This window comes from Rhodothermales bacterium (assembly GCA_017643395.1).
GTDB lineage: Bacteria > Bacteroidota > Rhodothermia > Rhodothermales > UBA10348 > JABDJZ01.
Genome location: JAEPNP010000001.1, coordinates 36,635 through 60,791 on the forward strand (window position 1 = coordinate 36,635; position 24,157 = coordinate 60,791).

The window sequence follows — 24,157 nt, forward strand, 5'->3', positions numbered from 1 at the left end:
GCGCCGCCCAAACTAGGCCGCTCCCAGCTAACCGCCACCGTATCTCACGTGACGAAATCCTCCTGCGCCGCCGCGTTCGCGGCGGCCCTACTGGGACTGGCGCCGATGGCCGCCGTTGCCCAGCCCTACTCGGCCGACGAGCTCCGCTCCGCCATCACCTCCATGCGAGCTGCAGAGCGGGGCCCCTTCGCGGGTATCCGCTGGTTCTGCCCTGACGGCAGAGTCATACCGGCCCAGCAGCGCTGCGGCCAGCCAGGCGGCATCCAGCACGCCATCCACAGCGAGCAAGCGCTTCAGATTCGAGCGAGAAACGGTATCTGGCTGGCTCAGATTCTCGCGGGCACCGAGCATGACGACTTCCTGGACGCCGCGAACGGTTTCAGCAGGGCCCGTCAGTACGAACTCGAGCGCTTCCTCCAGCTGAATGACAACGGCTGGATTCTGGAGCGGGCCAGGTTTTACCGGGGCGCCATCCAGGCCGAGGATGAGGAGGCCTGGGGCCGCGACTACCTGACGTCTGTCCTTGCGGCCGACTCCCTGGTCGACCGGCACTTCTTCTGGCTTCGACGACAGGTTCGCACTATCCCACATGCGGCCGGGGAAAGAGTGGTCGATCGGGTCCGGGCCCTGGCAAAGACCCTGAGCGACGCCTACCCGGCGTTTCTGAACCTTCGCATCAAGATTCACGGACAGCCCGACGCCTCCGATCTTCCTGCTGTGCAGGCGTTCCTCGCGGACCATGAGGCCCGAATGGGCGCCGGCAATGTTGCCGAGGCGCGCCGACTCATCGCTGACCTTACCACGTTGTACGGCACCACTCCCTCCGAGGCCGTGCGCAGCTTGTCGTCGCGAGTCGCGGCCTCATCGCCCGTCAAAGCGGGACTCGAGAGCTTCGCCGCAAGTCTGGATGCCGGCAACTGGGAGGCGTCCACAGAACAGGGCGCAGCTCTCCTTGTGGCGATTCGGGAACGCACCCACGCGGTCTCAAGCGGGGCCTCGAGGCTGCTCCTGCTCGATCTTTCGCTGGCCGTGGAAGACGCCCTGTTCTGGGTGGTCTCCAATGACCCGGTAAGCGGCACGGACGCGCAGGCCCGGCGCGCGCTTTTGCTCTCCAGGGCGGCATACGGTGCCGGCTACGTGGAATCCTGGGAGTGGGCGGAGCTTGAGCCGCGGTTTGCGGAGGATGCGACTGATGCAGAGGCTTTGAAGGCCACGCTGGACGCCGCACGCAGCACCGTCGAGTGGAGCATCGGACTTGCCATGGCCACATACGGCAGCACCATGCGCCTCTACGCCCCGTTTGAGCCGCTGGCCAACGCCTTTGTGGACGATGTCCTGCGTGCCTCAATCATGCTCCCGCTCGGCTCCACGGTCAGCCAACTGGCCGATGTCCACGCCCGCATGACGGGCTCCAATACGCGCATCATGGGGCTGGCCGGGGGCGGCGGCGTGCGCGGGCTCAACCCCGGTTTTGCCCATGCGGTACTGGAGGTGGTGTCTGGAGATGCAGAGCACATCGACCTCGTGGCCGACCGCATCTATGTGATGGACCGCCCGCCTGCCGAGATGAAGCCGGTTGCCGGCATCGCGACCGTTTCCGAGGGCAACGCGGTGTCGCACGTGCAGCTGCTGGCGCGCAACCTGGGCATTCCGAACGCCGTCGTCACTCCGGAGGTGGTCACGCTGCTCAAAGCCCACCACGGAGAGCGTGTGTTCTACGCCGTGTCTCCAGGCGGCTCGGTGCTGATCAAGCCGGGCGAGGAAATGACGCAGGAAGAGCGCGACCTCGTCGAGACCAAGGAGCGGTCCGACGAACGGGTGCGCGTGCCGACAGCCCGGCTGGACCTGGATCACATGGAGCTCACAGACCTGTTTGCACTCCGCGCTTCGGACTCTGGACGCCTTTGCGGGCCCAAGGCCGCCAATCTCGGTCAGCTGTCCGACATGTTTCCCGGCCATGTTGCTCCGGGCTTCATTGTACCGTTCGGCGTGTTCCGAGCACATATGGCCCAGCCCATGCCCGACACCGACGGATCGTACTGGGAGTATCTGCGCGCCGCCTTCGCGGAGGCGGACGCAGGCATCCGGCAGGGCCAATCGGTGGCGGCAGTTGAGGACGTGCTGCTCGACAAACTCACCGTGCTGCGTGCCGCGATTGAGTCCATGCCTTTCCTGCCCGGCTTCAGAGACCAGGTTGACGCCGCGTATCGCAGGTCGTTCAGCTCCCCACTCGGCACCCTTGCGACCTTCATTCGCAGCGACACCAACATGGAGGACCTGGCCGACTTCTCGGGCGCGGGCCTCAACCTGACGGTGCCCAACGTGATCCGGGAAGAAGATGTGCTGCAGGGCATCCGCCGCGTCTGGGCCAGCCCGTACCGCGAGCGCAGTTACCGATGGCGTCAGAAATACCTGCTGAATCCGGAAGATGTCTACCCGTCCATCCTGATTCTGCAAAGCGTGCCCGTTGACCGGTCCGGGGTCATGATCACGACCGGAATCTCGTCCGGCCGCTCGGAGGACGTCACACTCGCGTTCAGCCGGGGGGTCGGAGGCGCGGTCGATGGGCAGGCCGCCGAGACCTGGCTGATGGCGCCACAGCAGGTGACTCTCCTCTCTCCCGCCCGCGAACCGGCATTCCGGGCTCTTCCTGCGACAGGCGGCACGGTGCAGCGCCGCACATCGTACGAGCGCCGCATTCTCTCAGAGCGCGACCTCGCCGAACTGCGCCGCCTGTCCACCGAGGTGCGCACCAGGTTGCCTGAGATGCCCGGCATGCAGTCGGCGGGGCCGTGGGATGTGGAACTCGGATTTCTGGGCGATGCGCTCTGGCTGTTCCAGATGCGCCCGTTCGTGGAAAACCGGGCTGCCGGCTCCACCACCTATCTCCAGAACATGGACGGACCGGCCAGGCAGCCGAACCGTCGACGCCCGAACGCCCGATGAGAGTTTTCTTCGTTCTGCTGATCCTCCTGGGCAGCGCGCCCTACCCTATCGACGGGTATGAGTACTCCGGCATCCGACGTCTGGAGCGGCTTCGCCTGATTGCTGCGGGTGAGATGCCGGGCACGCCGCCGCCTCCTGGTGCGCGTAAGGCATGGGGGGATATCGAGTTGCATCGGGTAGGCGATGCTGTCGGCGAATTGCCGCCACCGGATCCGGAGCTGCAGCGCCAGATCACGGCCCTGTTTGCGGGCCTTGATCCGTCGTACGGGCTGGCGCTTCTGGACGTGACGCCTGGAAGAGAACCGAGGCTCGCTGTCAACAAGGCGGCCGCGCCGTACCAGCCAGGCAGCGTGGGTAAACTGGCCATTATGGCCGGGCTCTTCGCCGAGTTGGAGCGCATCTACCCCACCGACTACGAGGCCCGACGGCGGGTTCTGCGGGATCGCAGCCTTTCAGGTGACTTCTGGGTCATCCCGAACTCCCACGCCGTGCCCATCTTCAATCTGGAAACGAGGGCTTACCAGAGTCGGGCTGTGGTACCGACGGACGAGTTCACCCTGTTCGAATGGGTGGACCACGCCATATCGGCCAGTAGCAATGCTGCGGCGTCGGTGATCTGGAAGGAGGCTATGCTGATGCGGGCCTTCGGCGCAGACTACCCTCCGTCTCCGACCGATGAAGCGGCGTTCTGGAAGGACACGTCGGCCGCGGAGAAGACTGCCATGGCCGTTTCCGTGGTCAATGACCCGCTGCGGACAGCCGGCATATCGGAGGAAGAGTGGCGGCTCGGCACCATGTTCACCAGCGGCGCCCGAAGGGTAGTTCCGGGCACCAGGAGCACGGGCTCCGCAATCGGCCTCATGAAGTTTCTCCTCCGCATCGAGGAGGGCACCATGGTGGACGAGTGGTCCTCTCTGGAGATGAAGCGGCTGATGTACCAGACGCAGCGACGAATCCGATATGCCTCGGCGCCGGGACTGTCCAGCGCCGCGGTGTACTTCAAGTCAGGATCTCTGTACCGGTGTCAGTCGGAAGAGGGCTATTCCTGCGGCAAGTACCTGGGCAACGTGAACAACTACATGAACTCGGTCGCGACCGTGGAAACCACGGATGGGCGGGTGTACCTGGTCGCACTTATGTCCAACGTGTTGCGCAAAAACTCCGCTGCGGATCATCAGGCACTCGCCGAGCGCATCGAACGCATCATGGCACGTCCGGCGCAGCAGGGCTAGGGACCACAACGCCCGCGGACTTCTAGCGCGCCGATGTAGGCTCCGGCTTCAGCACGCGCTCGACCACCGGAACGAGATCCCGAAGGATCTTTTCTCCGTTGGCATCCTCGACCAGACTGACGAGGATGTACCGGCGCCAGCCGTCACCCCACACCAGGATCGAGTCGGCGTGCCAGTTGCGCCAGGTACCGGACTTACGAAACATTCTGGCCCGGGGAGCGCGATCGCTTACCGCGTAGACAAACTTGTGGTTGATGCCGGGATCCACCAGCACGTCCAGCATGTGGCGGGAGCGCTGCGGGGATACCAGTCGCCCGGTTGCGGCCAAGTAGTAGAAGCGGCTGACCTGACTCACCGTCGCGCCATGCGACAGGCCGGCGATGGGGTCCGGAATGCGCTCACCGGACTTGGCGTAGGCCTTGCCCACCCACAAGCCGCCACCGTATTCAGGATCGTAGAGCATGTACCGGTCGTCCGACAGCACCTGCTCGATGTACTCCAGACCTACGCGATCAATCATGGCCGTTGCGGCGGTGTTGCTGGAGCGCCGGATCATGGCATGCATGTCCTGGTCCACCTCCGGCGTCAATTCGATGAGTCCGTCTTCGATGGCCTGCTCGGCGGCTAGCAGAATGGCGATCTTGGGCAGGCTGGCTGCATAGATCATCGAATTGCCGTTCACACGGGCAAACCGGGGGTTTGCCGGATCGGTGATGTCGACCAGACCGACGGCCATGCGCTCATTGTTGATGAGGTTCGTCCAGCGACGGTTGCGCTGGAGCGCGGCCTCAAGTCGGCCCTGAAGGACGGGATCGACAGATTCGCGCAACGGGTGCCATGCCTCGTCGTCGACGACGACAGGAAGCCTCGGCTGAGCCGAAGCAGGTAGTGCCGCGATCAGAAGTGCGGCGAAGAAGATGCCTTTGAGAAGGCGCATAGGGGTGAGCGCCGAAGCGCAAGCGATTAACCGGCCGTAAACGCACGATCCCGGTTCGGATCCACAATTTCGAGGCGCGTCAAAAATATTCCCCACCGGACGCGAAGTCTATGCGGCCTATCGCGTTACAGCCAGGATCCGAGCTACCCGACGCCCATCCGCAGCCACGCTGACCACGTAGAGACCGGCGGGAAGGCTGCGCACATCCAGTGAGAGATCAACCGTGCCTGCTGCCTGGGAGCCCATCGCCCGTTCGAGCACCAATCTCCCTGCGAGGTCGAACACCTGCACGGAGACCGCGGCAGCGCTTTGCATTTCGACCTGCACGTCGACATGATGCGTGGCGGGGTTCGGGTAGATCTCCTTCAGGGCAAGCGGGCCAGGCGTCTCGACAGCGTCCACGCCGGTGCCTGACCCCAGCATGGGGGACCAGTCCAGACCGAGACCGTCCAGATAGGCTATCCGGTTCGGAATCGCGGACTCGATCTGCTGCCTCACCAGATCCGTGATGCGATCAGACCGGTACCTGTATGCGAAGTAGGGAAGGATCGATTCGGCAATGTCCTCGCGAATCGAATTGTCGCGAGCATACGTGGAGATGAAGTCTCCATCGGCTGCCTGAGCCGCGAGCCATGCTTCCGCCTGGGCGTGTTCGGCATCCATGGAGGTGTGCCCGGCCTCGTGAATCAGTACCTCCTCAATAAAGCCGTTCCTTAGCGTGCGCTGCCCGTATTCGGTGTGTATGAGGATGGAATTGTTGCCGCCGCCAAAAGCCGCATCACCTCCGTTGATCCACACCTCCCGCATATCCTTCCTGAGGTAGGTGGACAGACGGCCGATGGGGGGTGCGTAGGCATCCACGTGCACGCGCGCCGCGGACTCGCTGCCAAACTCCGGGTTGACGATGAACTCCGCCGTAGTCCCATCCGAAAACGCAACCTCAAACAGGTACGCGTTGACCTGAATCCAGGCGGCGGGTCGACGATCGTAAATCGTGCGCATGCCCCGGCCTGAGTAGCTCACCGACTCAAAGGCCGTGGGGTCGGCGGCAGTCACAATGTCGGGGTCTACCCAGACGGTGCCCGAAAACGGCGGATCGCCGTGTCCGGAGATTGCCAACGCCAGCAGCAGTAACAAAACGCGCATGAAGACACCAACGCTTCGCGGCGCGTGTGTTTCCTGCGGGTCGCGGGCCTCGACCCGGCCGATGGCACAATGTGCCGCTACCCGGCCGGTCAGTGGCGAGATCCGGTTGTCGTGAACGTGTATTCTGTTGCATGAGCAAACCTCTCATCGTGGTCGTTGATGACGACCCCCAGGTGCTCTCTGCCATCGTTCGTGATGTGCGCAGCGAGTACGGCGAACACTTCCGCATCAGGCGGGCCTCCTCCGGCCCGGAGGGTCTGGAACTGCTCGACGCGTTGCAGCAGGCCGGTGAGCACGTGGCCCTGATCATATCCGACCAGCGCATGCCCGGCATGGACGGCGTCGCGTTTCTGGAAAAGGCGAAGACGCTGTATCCGCAAGCCAAACGCACCCTGTTGACGGCTTACAGCGACACCGAGGCGGCCATCGATGCGATCAACCTGGTTAATCTGGACCACTACTTTGTGAAGCCGTGGGATCCGCCGGAGGACAAACTCTATCCGGTGGTCGATGGACTCCTGCGCGACTGGAGACACCTGTGGCGACCCGGATTTGACGGACTGCGGGTCGTGGCGGATCGCTGGTCGGCACGGAGCCACCAGATTCGGGACTACCTGGCGCGCAACCTGATCCCGTATTCCTTCCTGGACGTGGAAGCCTCCGACGAAGCGCGCAGCCTGCGCCGGGAGGCCGAACTACCCCTGGTCATCTTCGAGGGCGGCGACAGGGTGAGCAACCCGTCCGAACGCGAGATTGCCGAGCGCCTCGGCAAGCGTACCAGCGCCCAGGGCGAATTCTACGACCTCGCCGTGGTGGGTGGCGGACCTGCCGGGCTGGCCACCGCCGTGTACGGGGGTTCGGAGGGACTTACCACCGTCCTGATTGAGCAGTCGGCTCCCGGCGGGCAGGCCGGCACGAGCAGTCTGATCGAGAACTATCTCGGCTTTCCGAATGGACTTTCGGGCAGCGAACTGACCGGCCGCGCGGTGGCGCAGGCCGAGAAGTTCAACGTGGAGATCCTCAGCCCGCGCACCGTCTCGGCGCTCACGGTGGACGGCCCCTATCGCCACCTGGAGATGGAAGACGGGTCCCGACTCTCGTGCCATGCCCTGCTGCTGGCGATGGGCGTTTCCTGGCGTCGATTGCCGGCCGATGGAGCCGATGCACTCACAGACCGGGGCGTGTACTACGGCGCAGCACTGACGGAGGTAGACAACTGCGCCAACCAGGTAGTGTACACCGTCGGAGCCGGCAACTCGGCCGGGCAGGCCGCCATGCGCTTTGCCGAGAAGGCTGCCCGCGTGGTCATGCTGGTGCGCGGCGACTCACTCGAGGCAAAGATGAGTCAGTACCTCGTGGACCGCATCCATTCCACCGACAACATCGAGGTTCGGCTGCACACCTCGGTCATCGGCTGCGAAGGTGACCACCACCTGGAACGCCTTCGCATGCAGAACAGCGAGACTGGCGAAGCCCGCACCGAGGACGCCTCGTACCTCTTCGTATTTATTGGCGCGCGTCCTCACACGGAATGGTTGGGCGACGTCATCGCGTGTGATGACCACGGCTTTATCCTCACCGGGCCGGATCTACGCGAAGAGCACCTGCAGGACTGGCCGCTGGAGCGGGATCCCTATCTGCTGGAAACCAACGTGCCGGGCGTCTTTGCGGCCGGCGACGTGCGCCATGAATCCGTCAAACGCGTTGCCAGTGCCGTAGGCGAAGGCTCCGTGTCCGTGCATTTCGTTCATCGCCACCTGGCCGCCCTCTGATGAAGTTCATCCTCGCCGCGGGGGCCGCCCCGCCCTTCTTCGTGGAAGTCGCGCTGCTCATCCTCTGCAGCGCCGGAATTGCCTACGTGTGCTACCGCCTGGGCATTGTGCCCATCGTGGGCTTCCTCATCACGGGCGTTGTGATTGGTCCCATGGCGCTTGGACTTGTCCAGGACCAGGAGGTCGTGGATGCCGCCGCAGAGGTAGGCGTGCTGCTGCTGCTCTTCACCATCGGCATCGAGTTCAGCCTGGAAAAGCTGGCCCGCATCCAGCGACTGATCTTCGCCGGCGGTGGCCTGCAGGTGGGCCTTGCTGCCGGCATTACGACCGGTCTGCTGATGGCTTTCGGCGTCTCCTGGCAGGCCGGATTGTTTACGGGGTTTCTGGTCGCGCTGTCGTCGACCGCCATCGTGCTCAAGTTGCTTGGTGACTCGGGTGAGATTGATACCGAGCACGGTCAGGTTGGTCTGGGCCTGCTGATTTTTCAGGACCTAGCGATCATCCTGATGGTCCTGCTGGTGCCACTGCTCTCAGGCACCGGGGGCTCCACCCTTCAGATCCTCGGCGCGCTCGGCAAGGCCATCGGCATCATCGTGCTCGTGCTGCTCGTCGCACGTCGGGTCATGCCACTGTTCCTGGAGGCCGTCGCACGCACATGCTCGCCGGAGCTGTTTCTGTTGACGGTGATCGGCATCTGCTTTGGCACGGCCTATTTGACCAGCCTGGCCGGCGTGAGTCTGTCGCTGGGTGCCTTCCTGGCGGGTCTGGTGGTCAGTGAAAGCAAGTTCAGCGAGCATGCCATGGGCGAGATCATGCCGCTGCAGATCCTGTTCAGCGCCACGTTCTTTGTATCGGTCGGCATGCTGCTGGATCTGTCCTTCCTGATTGCCAACCTGCCGCTGGTGCTTGGCGTGGTGATGGCGGTGCTCATCATCAAGATCATCACCACCGGCATCGCCGTGCGCTCGCTTGGGTACTCGCTTCCAGTGGTCGCAGGCGCATCGCTCATGCTGGCTCAGATCGGGGAATTTTCGTTCGTGCTTGAACGCTCGGGGCGGGAGGCCGGACTCTTTCCTGCCGGGATGGAAGGCACGGGCTCGCAGACCTTTATCGCCGCCACCGTGCTGGTCATGATTGCCACGCCCGCGCTCAACTCGCTCGGCGCGCGGATCCGGAAGCGCCTGGAGGCACCCGACGGGGATTCCCCGCAGGAGATGGACGAGGTGCATCAGCATGGGCCACTCCCAGAGTTGGACGGCCATGTCATCATTGCGGGATTCGGAAACGGTGCCCGCAAGCTGGTTCGCAGCCTGGACCAGCAGGAGGTGCCCTTCGTGGTACTGACGCTGAGTCCGGAAGGTGCCAACGAGGCGGAGTCGATGGGCGTGCCGGTTCTCCGAGGCGACTACGCCCGGCAGCACACACTCGAACTGGCCGGGATAGAAAAGGCGCGCACGCTGATCATTGCCGACGACCATCCGGCGATGGCGCACCGGGTGGCGATGGTGGCCCGAACGATTGGCGGAGAGGATCTTCACATCGTGGTGCGCACCCGCCACGTTTCGGAAATCCCGGGTTTGCATGCCGATGGGGTGGACTGCGTCATCGCCGACGAATTGGAGAGCATTGTGCAGCTCATGTGCCAACTCCTGAAGGACCGCGGTCTCCCGGCAGACGAAATTGATCGGCGCGCAGAGGATATCCGGGGCAAGGATTACGCCGGCCTGCTGGCAGACAACAAGCCGAGCGATGTCGTCGTGCTGAACGTGAAGGGCGTGGCCTGTGATCACGCTGATCATCCGCTGGCCGTCGTGCCCAACAGTCCGGGCGTGTGCACCGAGTGTCAGCGTATGGGCGACACCTGGGTGCATCTCCGGGTCTGCATGACCTGCGGCCATGTCGGGTGCTGCGACTCATCCAAAAACAAGCACGCTTCGGCCCACTTCCATGAGACCGGCCACCCGGTCATGCGCTCGATGGAGCCCGGCGAGAAGTGGGGCTGGTGCTTCGAGCACGGACTGTTGCTGAAATGATCTCCGCAGAAGAACTGAAGGTCGTTGAGGTCTTCGAAGACCTCTCGCACGAGGATCTGGAATGGCTGGCTGAGCACTTCGAGCTCATGGAGCTGCAGGCGGAAGAGCAGCCTTTCGAACCGGGCGACCCCGCCGAGCACATGATGGTCATCCTCTCGGGCGGGATGCAGATATCCATCAAACGGGGCGGCAGCTGGCGACTCTTCGACACATTTGGCCCCGGTAGCGTGAGCGGCATCCTGCCCTACTCCCGTATGAAGACGTTTGAGGGGCGCGGACTGGCGACCATGCCCACGCGCATGGGCCTGCTCCACAAGGATCACTTCCCCGAAATGCTGTACCGCATCCCCGTGCTGGGGCAGCGTCTCATTGGGGTGATGTCGGACCGCGTGCGCGTCTCCGCCCGGGCGGATCAGGAACGCGAGAAAATGCTGGCGCTCGGCAAGCTCTCGGCTGGACTCGCGCATGAGCTCAACAACCCCGCAGCCGCTGCACGAAGAGCCGCAGACGACCTCCGTGTCCGATTGGACCGTCTGCCCAGTGTGGTTGCGCGTCTGGCACGACACGGCCTGGACCCCAACAAAGTGGATCCGGAGAGCGGCTATTGCAGCCTGCACGTGGAGCGCCACCTTTCCGCGCTGGAGCTGGGGGATCGCGAAGACGAATTGCTGGACTGGCTGGAGGATCGTGACATCCCGGAAGCCTGGAAGCTGGCACCTACCCTGGCCGAAGCCGGCATGACGGTTCCGGACATGGACCGGGCCGTGGCCGACGTGCCCGGTGCGGCCTTGCAGGACGTCATCGCCTGGATTGAACACAGTCTGGCCGCGGCCAAGCTGCTCCAGGAGATCCATGCCTCAGCCGAACGCATCTCGGAGCTGGTCTCTTCAGTGAAGTCCTATTCGCACATGGACCGTTCCCTGGACGCCGAGCCGGTGCGTCTGCAGGACGGCGTGCGCAACACACTGACCATGCTGGGGCACCGCATCCGAAAGCAGGAAGTCATTGTCGAAGACCGGCTGGGTGATCTGCCCGCCGTGCCCGCCTACCCCGGCGAAATGAATCAGGTTTGGACGAACCTCATCGACAACGCCCTGGACGCGATGGGGCAGGGCGGTACGCTGACCCTGGAAGGGCGGCGATTTGGCGGCTTCGTGGAAGTGCGCATCACCGACAACGGATCCGGCATCCCGGATGATGTGCTGCCACGCATCTTCGACCCCTTCTATACGACCAAGGCGGTCGGCGAGGGTACGGGACTCGGGCTCGAGATCTCCCACCGCATTGTGACCAAGCAGCACAGGGGGCAGATCAACGTAGAGTCGGAGCCGGGGCGAACCTCGTTCGCGGTGGTGCTGCCGGAAAGCGCGGGCTGACTAGCGCCTCGCGACTGGCCTCCGCCGACTGCCGTGCCGCTCGTATACCCGCTGCGACTCTTCCCGGACCTCCGGTTTCGCTTTCCAGCCCCATACCCGTGTGCGGGCCTCCCGGTACGCCGGACCGTGCTCCACGATCGGCGCGGGATAGTCCCGTCCGATCACGCACCCGGCCTCCTGCTGCACCAGCGGCGGCATCGTCCAGGGTTCGGCGATCCAGCCGGTGGGCACCTTGCGCAGCTCCGGCACCCACTCTCTGATGAATAGGCCTTCCGGGTCCTGATCCTTGGCCTGTTTGGTCGGAGAGTAAATGCGCACGGTGTTGATGCCGGTGGTGCCCGACTGCATCTGGAACTGGCTGAAGTGAATGCCCGGCTCGAAATCCAGGAAGTGCTGCGCCAGGAAGACCGAGGTGGGTCTCCAGTGGAGCCAAAGGTGATTGGATGCAAAGCTTACCAGCATCGCTCGCATGCGGAAGTTGATCCACCCGGTGGCGAGCAGCGCACGCATGCAGGCATCCACCATCGGATAGCCTGTCCGTCCGGCGCACCAGGCTGCAAACCAGTCGTCCCGGAATTCGTCCTCCCGCATGCCGTCGAAGCTCCGGTTCATGTTCTCGAACTCGATGGCGGGCTCGTCCTCCAACTTCTGTATGAAGTGGCAATGCCAGCGCAGTCGCTTCTCGAAGCTGGAGAGACTCGAAAGCCATCGCGAATCCCTTTCGGGATCGTCCTTCAGCTCCAGTACCCTGCCACGCGTCTGCTGAAACACGTCGCGCACTGAAATGGCACCCCACGCCAGATACGGGCTGACTCGGCTACACCCGGTCCAGCCCTCCACCGGACTGGACATATCCTTCCGGTAGTTCACACCCCGGCGTCTCAGGAAATCATGAAGGGTCTCCTGGGCGAGGGACTCTCCGCCCTTCTGCACGGTGTGCTTGGTGGATGCGGGAAGACCGAGCGCGGGTGGGCCAAGGATACCTGCGCTGCGAATCGCCGGGCTCGCTGGAAGGACGGTCGGCGTGGCCGTGATCGGCTGGTTCATGCGCTTTCTCCAGCGGGCGGCCCAACCGTCGCGAGTCTTCAGGGGCCGAAAGACGCCGTGATTGGGAATCTCCCGGAATTGAACGCCTTCCGTCCGCGCCCAGGCTGCCACACCCAGATCGCGATCATATGTCACGCGGTTGCCCGTTTCTTCGTGGCTCCAGATGGTATGGATGCCGACCTGTGCGTGGAGTGCGGGCAGCACCTCCGACATCTCTCCCACGGTCGTGACCAGGCGATTCCCCAGATTGTTCAGCCTTGCCGCCAGCTGCTGTAGGCACTCGTTGATAAAGACCAGATGGCTGGGGTCGAACCCGTCTGATCGCAGCACGCCGGGCTCGTAGACATATAGGCACAGCAACGGGCGCCCGGAGGCTGCCGCCTCAACGAGTGGCCGGTGGTCCCGCACGCGCAGGTCTCGCTTGAACCAGACGATGTCGATCATGCCGGAGGGTAGTGGGGCCCGGCAGCGCTGTCGATACCCCATCGACAGCGCGCGTTACGGAGCGACGAGCGAAAAAATCGGGGGAGCCTGTGGTGTTTGGGATGCGCGCAGCGTGTCCCCTGCAAACCAACCGAACAGACTCGCATCCATGAACCGACTCTTGCACTGTATACCCCTGCTGGCAGCCCTTGTACTTCTTGCTGGCTGCGACAGCGATTCCCTCTCCTCCGATGACCGCTCCTCCGGCAGTGGTACGTTCGAAGCCCAGCTGTCCGGTGCGCTCTCGGCCCGCCTTTCGGGCTCCGTGGTCAGTGGCTCCGGGGACTGGGGCGGATCCGCCTTCCTGGCGTCGCTCGGCTGCGATGAGGGCATGTTCGAGGACGACGACGATGACATGGACGATGACGACGGCGGCTACCTGGAAGACTGCATGTCCGACGATGACGGACAGATCCTGCTTCTCGAACTCATCCCCGACGGCGTTGTGGGCGATTCCACCAAACCCGAGGAGGCCGTCATCCTTGCCATCGAGGGCATCTCGGGCAACCCAGCACTGGGCACCTATGCCATCAGCGAGTTTGAATTCGGCGACGACGACGGCGATTCCGATGGCAGCGGTGATTCCAACGATGGGGACGATTCCGATGACGGAGACGACTCCGACGATGGCCTCATCGAGGCCTGGGCCGACTACTTCCGCGAAACCGGCGACGGCGGCTTCGAGGAGTACGGAATCTCCACCGGTTCGCTGACGCTTACCTCACTCGAAAATGGAGTGCTTTCGGGCACCTTTCAGCTGGGTGCAAGCAAATGCCTGTGCATGACCGCAGCCCAGATGGCCGAACTGGAGGCCGCACTCGACGCCGTAATTGTTGAAGAACTGGCCATGACTCCGGAGGAAGTGAAGGCACTGCTTGAGGAGCGCGATGATGATTGGGAAGAGGCGCTCGAAGAAATCTGGGAGCGTCTGGAGATGAAGTTCGACGAACTGACCGGGCAGTACGTGGTCGATCGGCAGCTGACAATCGATGGGGCGTTTGTCAATGTGTCGCTGGAGACGTGGGAGGACTGACTCCGACTGCCAGGTGTCGACCAGGAAGGGAGGGGCGAATCCGCCCCTCCCTTCCGTCGTTGGGTCTGCAGCCCCCTGGAATGATGAGACTCGCCACCGTTCTGCTGCTCCTGGCCCTGGTCCGGCCCACGCCGGCCCAGGGCCAGGAGCAGCGGTACAGCTTCCGGCTGACCGCCGTGCCGCTGGAAGAAGCACTCAGCCAGGTAGCCGCGACCTCCGGGATCGACCTGGCGTTCACCTCAGACCTTGTCGCAGGGAAGCGGGTGTCCTGCGGAATCCTTGACGCTCTGGTAGGCGAAGTCCTGCAGTGCGTGCTGCGAGGCACCGGTCTGGACTTCATTGTGCTCTCGTCCGGCACCTACGTGCTGATCAAGGCGGCCCAGCTCCCGGATGCGCTCGGCACGCTGGTGGGCATTGTGGTTGATGCCGATTCCGGGGCGCCCCTTCCGTACGCTCATGTGTTTCTGTCCGGGCCCGACATCGGGGCCGTCAGCAACGAGAGCGGGCGGTTCGTCTTCGGAGACGTGCTCGACGGCGACTATCGGGTGTCTGCCTCCTACGTGGGGTACGAGGACCGTGCCATGCTCGTGTCGGTGCGCAAGGCGGAGCGCGCCGAGGCCGCGCTCCGCCTGAACCCGGCACCGGTCCGGATTGAGCCGGTGGTGGTGGACGGGATGCGGCGACGCATCCCGTTTGGTACCGAGTCCGGACTGAATGAGGAGCCGATCCCGCAGGTTGACCCGCTCGAACGAGTAGGGCTGCTCGCCGGCGTACGTACCGGGGATGCGCTGGTCGGCGTGCACCTTCAGGGCGGAGATTCCGGAGAGCACCAATTCCGCCTCGACGGTGCGACGGTATTTGTGCCGCTGAAGCTGGGAGGCCTGATCAGCCCGTTCAGTCCCCTGGCGCTGGACCGCATCGTTATTCGAAGGGCCGGGTTCGGGGTCGACGGTGGCAGCCATCTTTCCGGTGTGCTGGAGGCTTCCCATGAGGCCGCCCCCTCGGACGAGGTCCTTCATGTTCAATGGGATCCGGTGGCGTTTTCCGGTCGGGTCAGCCAGAATGTGCGCTGGAAGGGGCGCGACCTGGCACTCATGGCGTCCGGCCGCCGGAGCCTGCTGCAGCGCTGGTCTCCGGCGGTGTTTCTGGACCAGATCGAGGTCTGGAGTCAGCCCGACGACTTCCTGTTCGAGGCACCCTTCCTGCAGTTCTGGGAGCAGGATTTCGAGGATCTGCTGGCAGAGTTCGAGGAAGAGGGCGATTCGGAAGACAAGGAATTGTTCGAAGTGAAATCCGAATCTTTCGACATCGGATTCAGCGATTTCCATGCCTCCGTCCGCATGCGCCCATCGCCCGTCTCCAGTCTCCACGTGTCCGGGTATCGCGGTCGATCGGACATGGGCCGCAGCCTGGAGTTCGGAGGCGAAACGGACCTCCTCCCCGTTGATTTCAGCGAACTGGGCGACTCGTTCGGCAGAGAGGCCTACCGGTGGAACAACGACGTACTGCAGTCCCGATTCGAGTCGGTGCTGGGCTCGCGCGCCCTGTTCTCGATCCAGGGCTGGTGGAGTCGCTACCTGCTTGAGCATCCCATTGACTACGAGCTCGCCCTCATTGACCTCACCGATGAGGAGGTATTGAGCGAGGACGAGTCTGCCGACGACGTGCTGGACTGGCTTTCGGACCTCGAGACGGAAGATCGCAACCGCATGGAGGAGCGCGGAGCCGCCGCGCGATTCGACCTCGCGGCGGGCGCCCGGCAGACGCTGGCTGGAGGCGTAGAAATTGTGCAGACCGTAAGCGAATTCCAGGTCACCTTGCCCCGATTTGCGGAGGGATGGGACCTGCAGCAGCTGTTCCTTGCCAGCGATCCCGCCATGCGGGCAGCGGCGTTCGTTACCCACCGGATCGAACTTGGCAGGCGCACGGTGGTCGAGACCGGCGCCCGATTGACCGCACTGGCCCACTATGACGACATCTTCGTTGAACCGCGCATCAGTGTGCGGCACGACGCTCGCCTTCGGGGGAGCCGGCAGCTTGCCGTACAGGTGGGCGGTGGACTCTACCGCCAGTTCTCGCAGCAGCTGGACGTCGGAACGTACCAGTTCAATGCGCTGGTACCAGGGTATCGGGTGTGGCTGCCACTTCGGGGCGAGAACCGCCCCCCCAAAGCCTGGCATTTGGTCGGAGACATCCTGTTCAGACCAGGCCCGGCTCTGTCCCTGGGCATCGAGGCCTACCACAAGGCCATCCCCCACACCCTGGTCGTGGACTACGCGTCCATAATTCAGGGCGAGGACAGTGATCCCGAGGCGGCGTCGGGCTTTCTGCGCTCCGCGAACGGCGCCGCGTCCGGCGTGTCGATTCGCGCATCCCTGGACCGAGCCCGCACCCGGCTGGATGCGCGCTACGACCACGCACGCAGCCTCCGCCGTATTGCCGGACGTTTTGAGGGCGCCCTGATCGCGACACCATGGAACGTACCGCACCGCTTTGTGCTTTTTGGGCAGCAGGTGCTATCAGGCGCCTGGTCACTGTCTGCGAAGCTAGTTGTCGAGGAGGGACGCAGTTGGGGGTACCGGCGCGCCTACTACGACTTCTTTGGCGTGCACCCCGACCTGGCTGAGGTGGCGGGCATCAACTTCAGGCGTCCTGATACCCATCGCCTGCCTACGCTTGCCCAACTCGACCTGGGGGTCGGTTTCAGAAAAGGACTCGACCGCGGCTCGCTGTCTGTGCACCTCCAGCTGGTCAACGCCCTCGGGCGGGAGAACATCTCCGGCTGGTCACTGGCCGATGACACCGACTGGTCCGAGGAGAACCTGGAGTCCTGGCGATCCGGCACGCAGCCGTTTCAGCTGCAAACCGCGAGAAAAGCCCGCACCATGATCCCGCGGCAGCCTCTGCTCACTGTCACTTTTTCCTGGTAGCAGTGTGGTGTGTGCAACGGCTCCTGCGTGTTGGTCATGAACACGCCTGAATCCATGATCTCCGATTCGGACTCCAACCAGCTACTGCAGGCCGTCTCCCGAGGAGACCGCGATGCCTTCGAAACACTGTTTCGCCGGTACCAGGCCAAGCTGACCGGATATGCCACATCGATGTGCGGAGATCGGAGCCTCGCGCTCGATGTGCTGCAGGACGTCTTCATGAAACTGTGGGACACCCGTCGTCGGCTCCGGTCCACCGGCTCGGCCGAGGCGCTCCTTTACACCATGGTCCGCAACCGCACCATCAGCCTGATTCGGCGCCGCAGGCCGTCCGCCGAACTGACCGTCGTCGCAGAGTCGGCGGCGCCAGTGTTCGACCCCGCGCAGGGCCGGGAAATGCAGCAGTTCTTCCAGCGCTGGATGGATGAGCTGCCTCCCAGACGAAAGGAGGCCTTTCTGCTGAGTCGGGACCATGGCCTGACCCACCGCCAGATTGCACGGGTGCTGGGAGTGACGGAAAAGACCGTGGACGCCCACATCCTGCGCACCCTTCAATTCCTCAGAGAGCGGCTGACGAACTACCGCCAGGAGGCCACATGACACCAGAAAACAATCATCCGAACCTGGATCGCGTACTGTCGCAGGTACCTGCCCAAGACCGTGAGGCTCTGCGTGAAGTCTGGGACATGGCCACGCTGGGCACCGCCGGAGAAGGCGAGCATGGCGAGGACGTGTGGCGAGCGCTGGAGGCCCACACTCGTCGCGGACCCCGGATGCGGCTGGTTTGGGCAGGCAGTGCGACTGCTGCCCTGGCGCTGGCCGCTACGCTCCTCTTCTTTTTTGTCCCGGTCTCCGTGACCGCACCCGCAGCTGAAATGCGCACGGTGGAGCTCGCGGACGGATCGACCGTGCTGCTCAACAGCGGGTCCACCCTCCGCCACAACCGCGTCTTCCTCGGTACCCGAACCGTACGTCTCAGCGGCGAAGCGTTCTTCTCGGTCACCTCCTCCAACGCCCGGTTCATCGTGCGAACCCACGACGCCGAAGTTGAGGTGCTCGGTACGGAATTCTCCGTGCGTGCCTGGGGCGATGAGCGGGACGGCGGCACGACCGTCTCGCTGGTTGAGGGCCGAGTGGCCTTCCGGGCACTCGATAGCCCGGAAACGCTGGAATTGGCGCCTGGAGAGGCCTCCAGGATCACCGATTCCGGGCCGACTCCCCTTCCGGTCCAGGCCGCCCTGGACGCTCCGGCATGGAGGAATGGGGACTTTCGATACCGGGATGTCTGGGTAAGCACCATTCTGGCAGACCTGGAGCGGCGGTTTGGAATCCGCGTCCAGATCCCAGTCGCCGTGTCGGACCGTCGCATGACATTGCTGCTCACGGCCCCCGCCAGTCCCGAGGCCGTCCTGGATGACCTCACGGTTGCCCTCGGAGTACAGTACGAAGCCGTGGCCGGCGGATACAGACTTGTCCTACCCTGACATGAAGCGACCTTCCCTGCCCGCCCGCAAGCGCTCGGTACCATCACCGGCGGACCTGCATGCGCGATTTCGCACCCGCAGAGCGGCCCCGCCGCGAGGCCCATCGCCCGTAAACGGAGCATTCCCCGCTAGAGAGACCCGAGGTCGGGGAGCCGGCTTGAGCCGCCGCCTTGCCCCGCTGACGGAAGCAGAAGCCCGCCACTTGCTGAGACGCGCCGGCTTCGGAGCCAGACTGGCGGACGTGCGGCGCTTTACCGGCCTTCCTGCCGCGGAGGCGGCGCAGATCCTGGTGCAGGAAGCGAGCTCAGCGGCGCCGTTGCCCGAACCAGCGTGGGTGGGCACTCTTCCCCCACCGGAGTCGGCATCGGATGCCGAGTTCGAGGCCTACTTTGAACTGAACGAGCAGTGGCTTCTCGACGGCCTCGGGCCGCAAATTGCTGTGTCCATGGCCGAGGGTGGCCTCCGGCAGCGCTTGACGCTTGCTTGGCACAACCACTTTGTCACGAGCTTCGAATCCTACGGCCTGGCCGAGTTCGGCTGGCGCAACTGGAATCTGCTTGAGCGGCACGCCCTGGGCAACTTCCGCACGCTGGTCAACGAAGTCGGACTGGATCCGGCCATGCTGATCTACCTCGACGGCGCGCTGAATGAGAACGAGGCGCCGAATGAGAACTATGCCCGGGAGCTGATGGAGCTGTTCACCATGGGTGCCCGGGACGCCTCGGGCCAGGCCAACTACACCGAAAACGACGTGGCGGAGTTGGCCCGTGCCCTGACGGGGTGGACCGTGGATTGGGATACCCTGGAGGTGGTGTACGAGCCGGAGCTCCACGACGCCGGAACGAAGACGATCCTTGGACGCACGGGGACCTTCGACTACGCGGGTGCCGTCGACCTGCTGTTTCAGGAGAGGCCCCGGGAGATTGCACGGTTTGTAGCAGACAAGCTCTACCGGGATGTGGTCTTTGAAGTACCGAACCCGGTCGTCGTCCAGGAACTGAGCGCATTGCTGCAGGCCTCGGAGTGGGATATCCGCCCGGTCCTGGAGACGCTCCTGAGCAGTGAGCATTTCTTTTCGCCGGACCTCATCGGGGCCCGCATCAAGGACCCCATCACCCTCATGGCGGGGTTCGTCTCGGAGTTCGGGCTCGTTATGGACGACGAGCTCGCGCCAGAGCTGTATTGGGTGCCGGTGGAACTGGACCAGTGGATCCTTTCTCCTCCCAATGTCGCCGGATGGCCCGGGCAGCGGGCCTGGATAGATACAACCACCCTGCCTGGTCGCTGGGAAGTGACCGGCTACCTGGCCTACCACGGGGAAGAGGAACACGATGACCTGGTGGTAGCGCTGGCCACCGAGCTTGCGGACGTGAATGACCCGCTGGCTGCATTCCGGCTACCGCTGGAACTCACCAGACACCTGCTCCCCGTCTCGCCCGAGGAACTCTCCGTGGATGACGGCGGCCATGCGTTCGGAGGCAATCTAGCTCAGTTTCCCATCCCGCCGGAAGTACTGCAGTGGAGTGCGCCGGAGCAGGCCCTGGTCCGGCGATTCCTTGCCGGCTTGCCCTGGTACGAGTGGACCCCCCATCGCCAGGAAGCCCCGTACGTCATGCGCGACTTCGTGGCCTATCTCACCCGGCTTCCGGAATTCCAGTTGACCTGATATGTGCCGTTCAGACGATCACAGCAGACTCGGCAGCCGCGTTCAGCACGGTGCCGCCCATGCCGCCGACCATGAGGCCTGGACTCGTCGTCGATTCCTGTCGACGCTCGGCATTGCCACTGCGGGAGGCACCCTGGTGTCCGGATCACTGCCCATGAGGGCGATGGGTCACACGCCGTTTCTTCAAGCCCTGGCGGGTTCGAACACCGACCGCATCCTCGTGCTGGTGCAGCTCGAGGGTGGCAATGATGGCCTGAATACCGTCGTGCCGTTCAGGGACGACGCCTATCATCGCGCAAGGCCGGGCTTGCGGATGCGCGATTCTGATGTCCTTCGGATTGCGGACGATGTCGGCCTGCATCCGGCCATGAGCAAACTGGCCTCCCGGTTTCAGAATGGCGATCTGGCCATCGTCCGTGGAGTGGGATATCCCGAGCCTGACCTGTCCCACTTCCGCTCGACGGACATTTGGGTCTCCGCGAGCGATTCCAGCGAGTACGACCGTTCGGGATGGGGCGGCCGGGCCATGGAAACCCTGCATCCGGACTTTGTCCAGGCGTTGCCACAATCTCCTGTGGCTGTGCAACTGGGCGGCGCGGCCATGATGTTTCGTGGCCGGGAGGCGAACCTGGGCATGCGCATAGCGGGCGTGGAAGGGCTGGATCAATTCTCCGGGGGCAACCCGTTTGACGTGACGACGCTACCCGGCACCACGTACGGCGAGGAGATGGCGTTTCTGCGCACAGTCGCCAACAGCTCGTTTCGCTATGCCGATGCGATTCGCGCGGCTGGCCAGGCGGGGAGCAATCGCGAAACGTTTCAGGACGATGAGCTGAGCGAACAACTGGCCGCGGTGGCGCGCCTGATTCGAGGAGGCCTGGACAGTCGTGTGTACCACGTGTCGCTGGATGGCTTCGACACCCATTCCGAACAGGCCGAAGCACATGCGTATCTGCTGGGAGTCATCTCGGAAGCGATCGACACCTTCCTGACCGACCTGGCCCAGGACGGCCTGGACGAACGAGTGGTCGTCATGACCTTCTCCGAGTTCGGGCGCACCATTGTCGAAAACGGCTCCGCCGGCACCGATCACGCGACGACTGCGCCGCATTTTCTGGCCGGCCCGGCCGTTTCCGGGGGGCTCCTGGGGGCGGCCCCTGACTTCTCGACGCTGAACGACAATGGCGACCTGCTGCACGCTGTCGACTTCAGAAGTCTCTATGCGTCAGTTCTGGAGCAGTGGTTCGGCCTGGAGCAGCACGAACTCGTGCTAGGCAGCCGCTTTCCCGTGTTGCCCCTGATTGGAGCTGCCACACAGACCGGCGTCTCCCCGGAAGTGCCCGATCGATTCGCTTCGCTCGAGGCCTTCCCCAATCCGGTACGAGGGACCGCGTCCGTGGAACTGGAAGTTGCGAAGTCCGACCGCGTCGCCGTGACTCTCTTCGATGTCACCGGTCGTGCGGTGAGAAACGTGTTCGCGGGTCTCGTGCAGCCGGGAGTCGAGCGCCTGCGGCTGCAGACAGCCGACTTGCCGGCCGGTGTCTATGTGCTGGCCGCGCGAGGAATCACTGTTTCCGCGTCGCGCACGATTACGGTGCTGCGGTAGGCCGGCTCAGCAAATCACGCCAGGCACCAGCCTGCCCTCCGGCAGATCGATTCCCAGGTAACACATGTGTGCGCCGTTCGGCTCCAGTGAACACTGCACCGAGCCGGACATCTTGGTAAGGGTGCCGTCTCCGACGCAGTCGTCTTCAACCGCATCGACCGGAAGCCGGGTGTACAGGGCCTCGGCCGCATCGCCCTCCAGCCACATGTAGAAGTGGGTCTTTGCGGAGCCGGAATCCTCATCGCCCAGCAATCCACCCGTGAACCAGGTGCCCTCCAGGTCCCCGGTTCCAGGCGTTAGAAACAGTGCGAGAATCAGCGGGAATGCACGCATGGTGGGCGTTCGGATGGATTCAAAGCGCTAACATACCGCTCCCCTACTGAGCCGAATCCCCCATGAAGCTGCCGAAATCCCGAATCCGGGCGCTTGCCCTTCTCGCCCTGGCCGCCTTCTGGGTCGCCGCCGGCGCGAATCACTTCATTAATCCCGAGTTCTACCTGCAACTCATGCCGCCCTGGATTCCGGCTCATGAGGCGATGGTGTTCTGGAGTGGTGTCGCCGAGGTGGCAGGCGGCATTGCGGTCCTCATACCGGCTTGGCGCGCCCGGGCGGGGGTGTTCCTGATTCTCGTTCTGATCGGCGTGACTCCGGCCAACCTGCACATGGCGTTGAACCCGGGTGATTTTGCCGAACTGGGCCCCGCGTGGGTGTTCTGGGTCCGCCTTCCGATCCAGGTGCTGTTTGGCCTGTGGGCCTGGTGGGCTACCCGTCCTGATCCGTCAGCGTAGGAGAAGCGGCCGGGCCGTCACTGTGCGACCGGTCTGCACTCGCACGAAGTAGACACCGCGTGACAGACTTCCTGTCTCGAGACTGATAGATCGGCCGTGCACCGACTGCCGCAGCACGCTGCGACCCAGCACATCGACGACTTCAACGGTCGCCGCGGCCGCGGAATTCCAATTCACCTGGACCCGGTCCCAGGCCGGATTTGGGTAGACGTCCAGGTGGAATCCACCTACGGGCGTGTCTTCACTGGCCAGATCCGTCGCGATCGTAACGGCCTGCACCGCCCGACTGCCTCCCGGCGCCCACGGCTCCCCGTACTCGAGCACGTAGATGGTATTGGCCACCATGACCGCATCAATCGGATGGTCGAACCCATGCGCTACCCGCTCCGCCGACATCGTATACGTGTCGCCGGACTTCTCGAGGTCCAGATACAGCAGATCCTCCCCCGTACCACCCAAGCGGGCGAGCAACTGATCTTCGGCCGTGTTCCAGCTCACCAGGAATGCCCCGCCCCGCATCGGCCAATCCAGGAGGCTGTCCGCGTCGAACACCAGGCCAAGGGGCGAGCGATGCGGCGTCAGCGAACCCACCGTGGTCCCCATGTCACTGGCGTCCCGGGGCTCGCCAGTTTGGGTGTCGCGATACAGATCGGCAAACGGTCCCCGATTGGCGATGGGGTCCGTAAAGGTCACACCCGCCGGCGGCGCGGGGTAGGTGGGATCGTTGCTGAAGTACCAGCCGGTGTCCGCGACGTTGTTCGTATTGCGATCCGGCTGCACGAACGGATCTGCGGACGGGTCATAGCCCGCGTGCTGCTGCGGCGTCTCGCTGGTGCCGATCCGCCACGGAAAGCCGTAATGGTGGCCTTCGCGAATCCAGTTGAACTCCTCCGCGTCATCCCGATCGCCTGCATTGTCGGCCGCCATCAGGTCCCCGTTGGGGGCGAATTCCAGATCGAAGGAGTTGCGGATGCCCTCGGCGAATACGAATCCGCCGGTCTTCAGAGTCTCCCGGTCGTTGGGCAGGACGAGGTCTGTGGCGTCCGCCGGGATCTTGAGCACGATGGCGGTAAGACCCTCCTCGCGCACCCCGCCGTACATCTCGCCATGGTCCGTGCGCGCACCTGAATTGATCAGCAACGACTGGCCGTCCGGGGTGAGCGTCATGCCGTTTGCCTTGTGGTCGAACCACGTGCGGCTCAGCAGATAGGGTTCCGAGGTCGCGACGGTGTTCCAGCCCGTGCCGTCGACCTGTCCTCGCCGCACCACGAAGCGCGTGCGATCGGAGTCGACATTTTCATTGCCGATCAGATACAGCGTGCCGTCCGCTCCGAAATCCATGCCGACCGCGCTGGGCACGGCGTGATCCGCCTGAGTGAGCACTTCTTCGGGCGTCCAACCGAAACGCAGCTCGGTCAGCACATAGAGCCGACCGCTTGTCGCCAGCACATACAGCTTGCCGTCGGCGGGGTTGTGCTCGATTCGGATGGGGTTCTGCCCATCGGTATCCGGGATGTCGGTCACCTTGCTGATGGACACCCCGGGCAGGTCGGCGACAGGCTGCGCCGTGGCAGAAATCGTTAGCGTCAGGGCCGCCAGGACGGCCGGGATTCGCAGCATAATTCGGGCGATGGATTCGATGCCCGGATGGTAGCGCAGCGGCGGCTCGGTTGCTGTG

The 24,157-nt window shown here is 64.0% G+C and carries 17 protein-coding genes; 12 read left to right on the forward strand and 5 right to left on the reverse strand.

Annotation, left to right across the window (positions count from 1 at the left end):
• Positions 1–48 precede the first annotated feature (48 nt).
• Positions 49–2,946 carry a hypothetical protein gene (locus JJ896_00145; protein ID MBO6778036.1) on the forward strand — a complete coding sequence of 966 codons (2,898 nt, stop codon included), beginning with the start codon at positions 49–51 and terminating at the stop codon, positions 2,944–2,946.
• Complete coding sequence (locus JJ896_00150) at positions 2,943–4,178, forward strand: hypothetical protein (protein MBO6778037.1); 1,236 nt, start codon at positions 2,943–2,945, stop codon at positions 4,176–4,178. Before JJ896_00145 ends, JJ896_00150 begins: the two co-directional genes overlap by 4 nt.
• Positions 4,179–4,200: 22 nt before the next feature.
• Here JJ896_00150 and JJ896_00155 read toward each other — a convergent pair whose 3' ends face one another.
• Positions 4,201–5,115, reverse strand: a complete 915-nt coding sequence (locus JJ896_00155; protein MBO6778038.1) for a serine hydrolase — start codon at positions 5,113–5,115, stop codon at positions 4,201–4,203.
• A 117-nt stretch (positions 5,116–5,232) separates the two neighbouring features.
• Complete coding sequence (locus tag JJ896_00160; protein ID MBO6778039.1) at positions 5,233–6,261, reverse strand: T9SS type A sorting domain-containing protein; 1,029 nt, start codon at positions 6,259–6,261, stop codon at positions 5,233–5,235.
• 131 nt (positions 6,262–6,392) lie between these two features.
• On the opposite strand from JJ896_00160, the gene JJ896_00165 reads away from it, so the two are divergent.
• From JJ896_00165 to JJ896_00175, 3 genes are read left to right on the forward strand one after another with little or no spacing between them, the layout of a single operon-like run.
• Positions 6,393–8,033, forward strand: coding sequence for an FAD-dependent oxidoreductase (locus JJ896_00165; GenBank protein ID MBO6778040.1), 1,641 nt, complete (start codon positions 6,393–6,395; stop codon positions 8,031–8,033).
• Positions 8,033–10,066, forward strand: a complete 2,034-nt coding sequence (locus JJ896_00170) for a cation:proton antiporter (GenBank protein MBO6778041.1) — start codon at positions 8,033–8,035, stop codon at positions 10,064–10,066. The genes JJ896_00165 and JJ896_00170 overlap by 1 nt, the downstream gene beginning before the upstream one ends.
• The gene (locus JJ896_00175) at positions 10,063–11,442 is read left to right on the forward strand and encodes a hypothetical protein (protein MBO6778042.1); all 1,380 of its coding nucleotides are present in this window, start codon (positions 10,063–10,065) and stop codon (positions 11,440–11,442) included. The genes JJ896_00170 and JJ896_00175 overlap by 4 nt, the downstream gene beginning before the upstream one ends.
• On the opposite strand, the gene JJ896_00180 is transcribed toward JJ896_00175, so the two are convergent.
• Positions 11,443–12,933: a deoxyribodipyrimidine photo-lyase gene (locus tag JJ896_00180; GenBank protein ID MBO6778043.1), complete on the reverse strand. Its 1,491-nt coding sequence runs from the start codon at positions 12,931–12,933 to the stop codon at positions 11,443–11,445.
• 148 nt (positions 12,934–13,081) lie between these two features.
• Here JJ896_00180 and JJ896_00185 point away from each other — a divergent pair, with 148 nt between their 5' ends.
• The 6 genes from JJ896_00185 to JJ896_00210 all read left to right on the forward strand — a co-directional run bounded on the left by JJ896_00185 (position 13,082) and on the right by JJ896_00210 (position 21,691).
• Positions 13,082–14,005, forward strand: coding sequence for a hypothetical protein (locus JJ896_00185; GenBank protein ID MBO6778044.1), 924 nt, complete (start codon positions 13,082–13,084; stop codon positions 14,003–14,005).
• An 83-nt stretch (positions 14,006–14,088) separates the two neighbouring features.
• Positions 14,089–16,935: a carboxypeptidase-like regulatory domain-containing protein gene (locus tag JJ896_00190; protein ID MBO6778045.1), complete on the forward strand. Its 2,847-nt coding sequence runs from the start codon at positions 14,089–14,091 to the stop codon at positions 16,933–16,935.
• 36 nt (positions 16,936–16,971) lie between these two features.
• A complete protein-coding gene (locus tag JJ896_00195) occupies positions 16,972–17,535 on the forward strand; it encodes a sigma-70 family RNA polymerase sigma factor (protein ID MBO6778046.1) in 564 nt (187 codons plus the stop codon).
• The gene (locus tag JJ896_00200; GenBank protein MBO6778047.1) at positions 17,532–18,419 is read left to right on the forward strand and encodes a FecR domain-containing protein; all 888 of its coding nucleotides are present in this window, start codon (positions 17,532–17,534) and stop codon (positions 18,417–18,419) included. The genes JJ896_00195 and JJ896_00200 overlap by 4 nt, the downstream gene beginning before the upstream one ends.
• Position 18,420: 1 nt before the next feature.
• Complete coding sequence (locus tag JJ896_00205) at positions 18,421–20,085, forward strand: DUF1800 domain-containing protein (protein MBO6778048.1); 1,665 nt, start codon at positions 18,421–18,423, stop codon at positions 20,083–20,085.
• A 1-nt stretch (position 20,086) separates the two neighbouring features.
• Entirely contained in the window at positions 20,087–21,691 is a 1,605-nt protein-coding gene (locus tag JJ896_00210) for a DUF1501 domain-containing protein (GenBank protein ID MBO6778049.1), read from the forward strand.
• Positions 21,692–21,697: 6 nt separating this feature from the next.
• On the opposite strand, the gene JJ896_00215 is transcribed toward JJ896_00210, so the two are convergent.
• Positions 21,698–22,024 (reverse strand): hypothetical protein, encoded by a 327-nt coding sequence (locus JJ896_00215; GenBank protein MBO6778050.1) that lies wholly within the window; start codon positions 22,022–22,024, stop codon positions 21,698–21,700.
• Positions 22,025–22,086: 62 nt separating this feature from the next.
• On the opposite strand from JJ896_00215, the gene JJ896_00220 reads away from it, so the two are divergent.
• A complete protein-coding gene (locus tag JJ896_00220) occupies positions 22,087–22,479 on the forward strand; it encodes a hypothetical protein (GenBank protein ID MBO6778051.1) in 393 nt (130 codons plus the stop codon).
• On the opposite strand, the gene JJ896_00225 is transcribed toward JJ896_00220, so the two are convergent.
• On the reverse strand, positions 22,471–24,099 hold the full coding sequence (locus JJ896_00225; GenBank protein MBO6778052.1) for a T9SS type A sorting domain-containing protein: 1,629 nt from the start codon (positions 24,097–24,099) through the stop codon (positions 22,471–22,473). The genes JJ896_00220 and JJ896_00225 overlap by 9 nt on opposite strands.
• Positions 24,100–24,157: the final 58 nt, after the last annotated feature.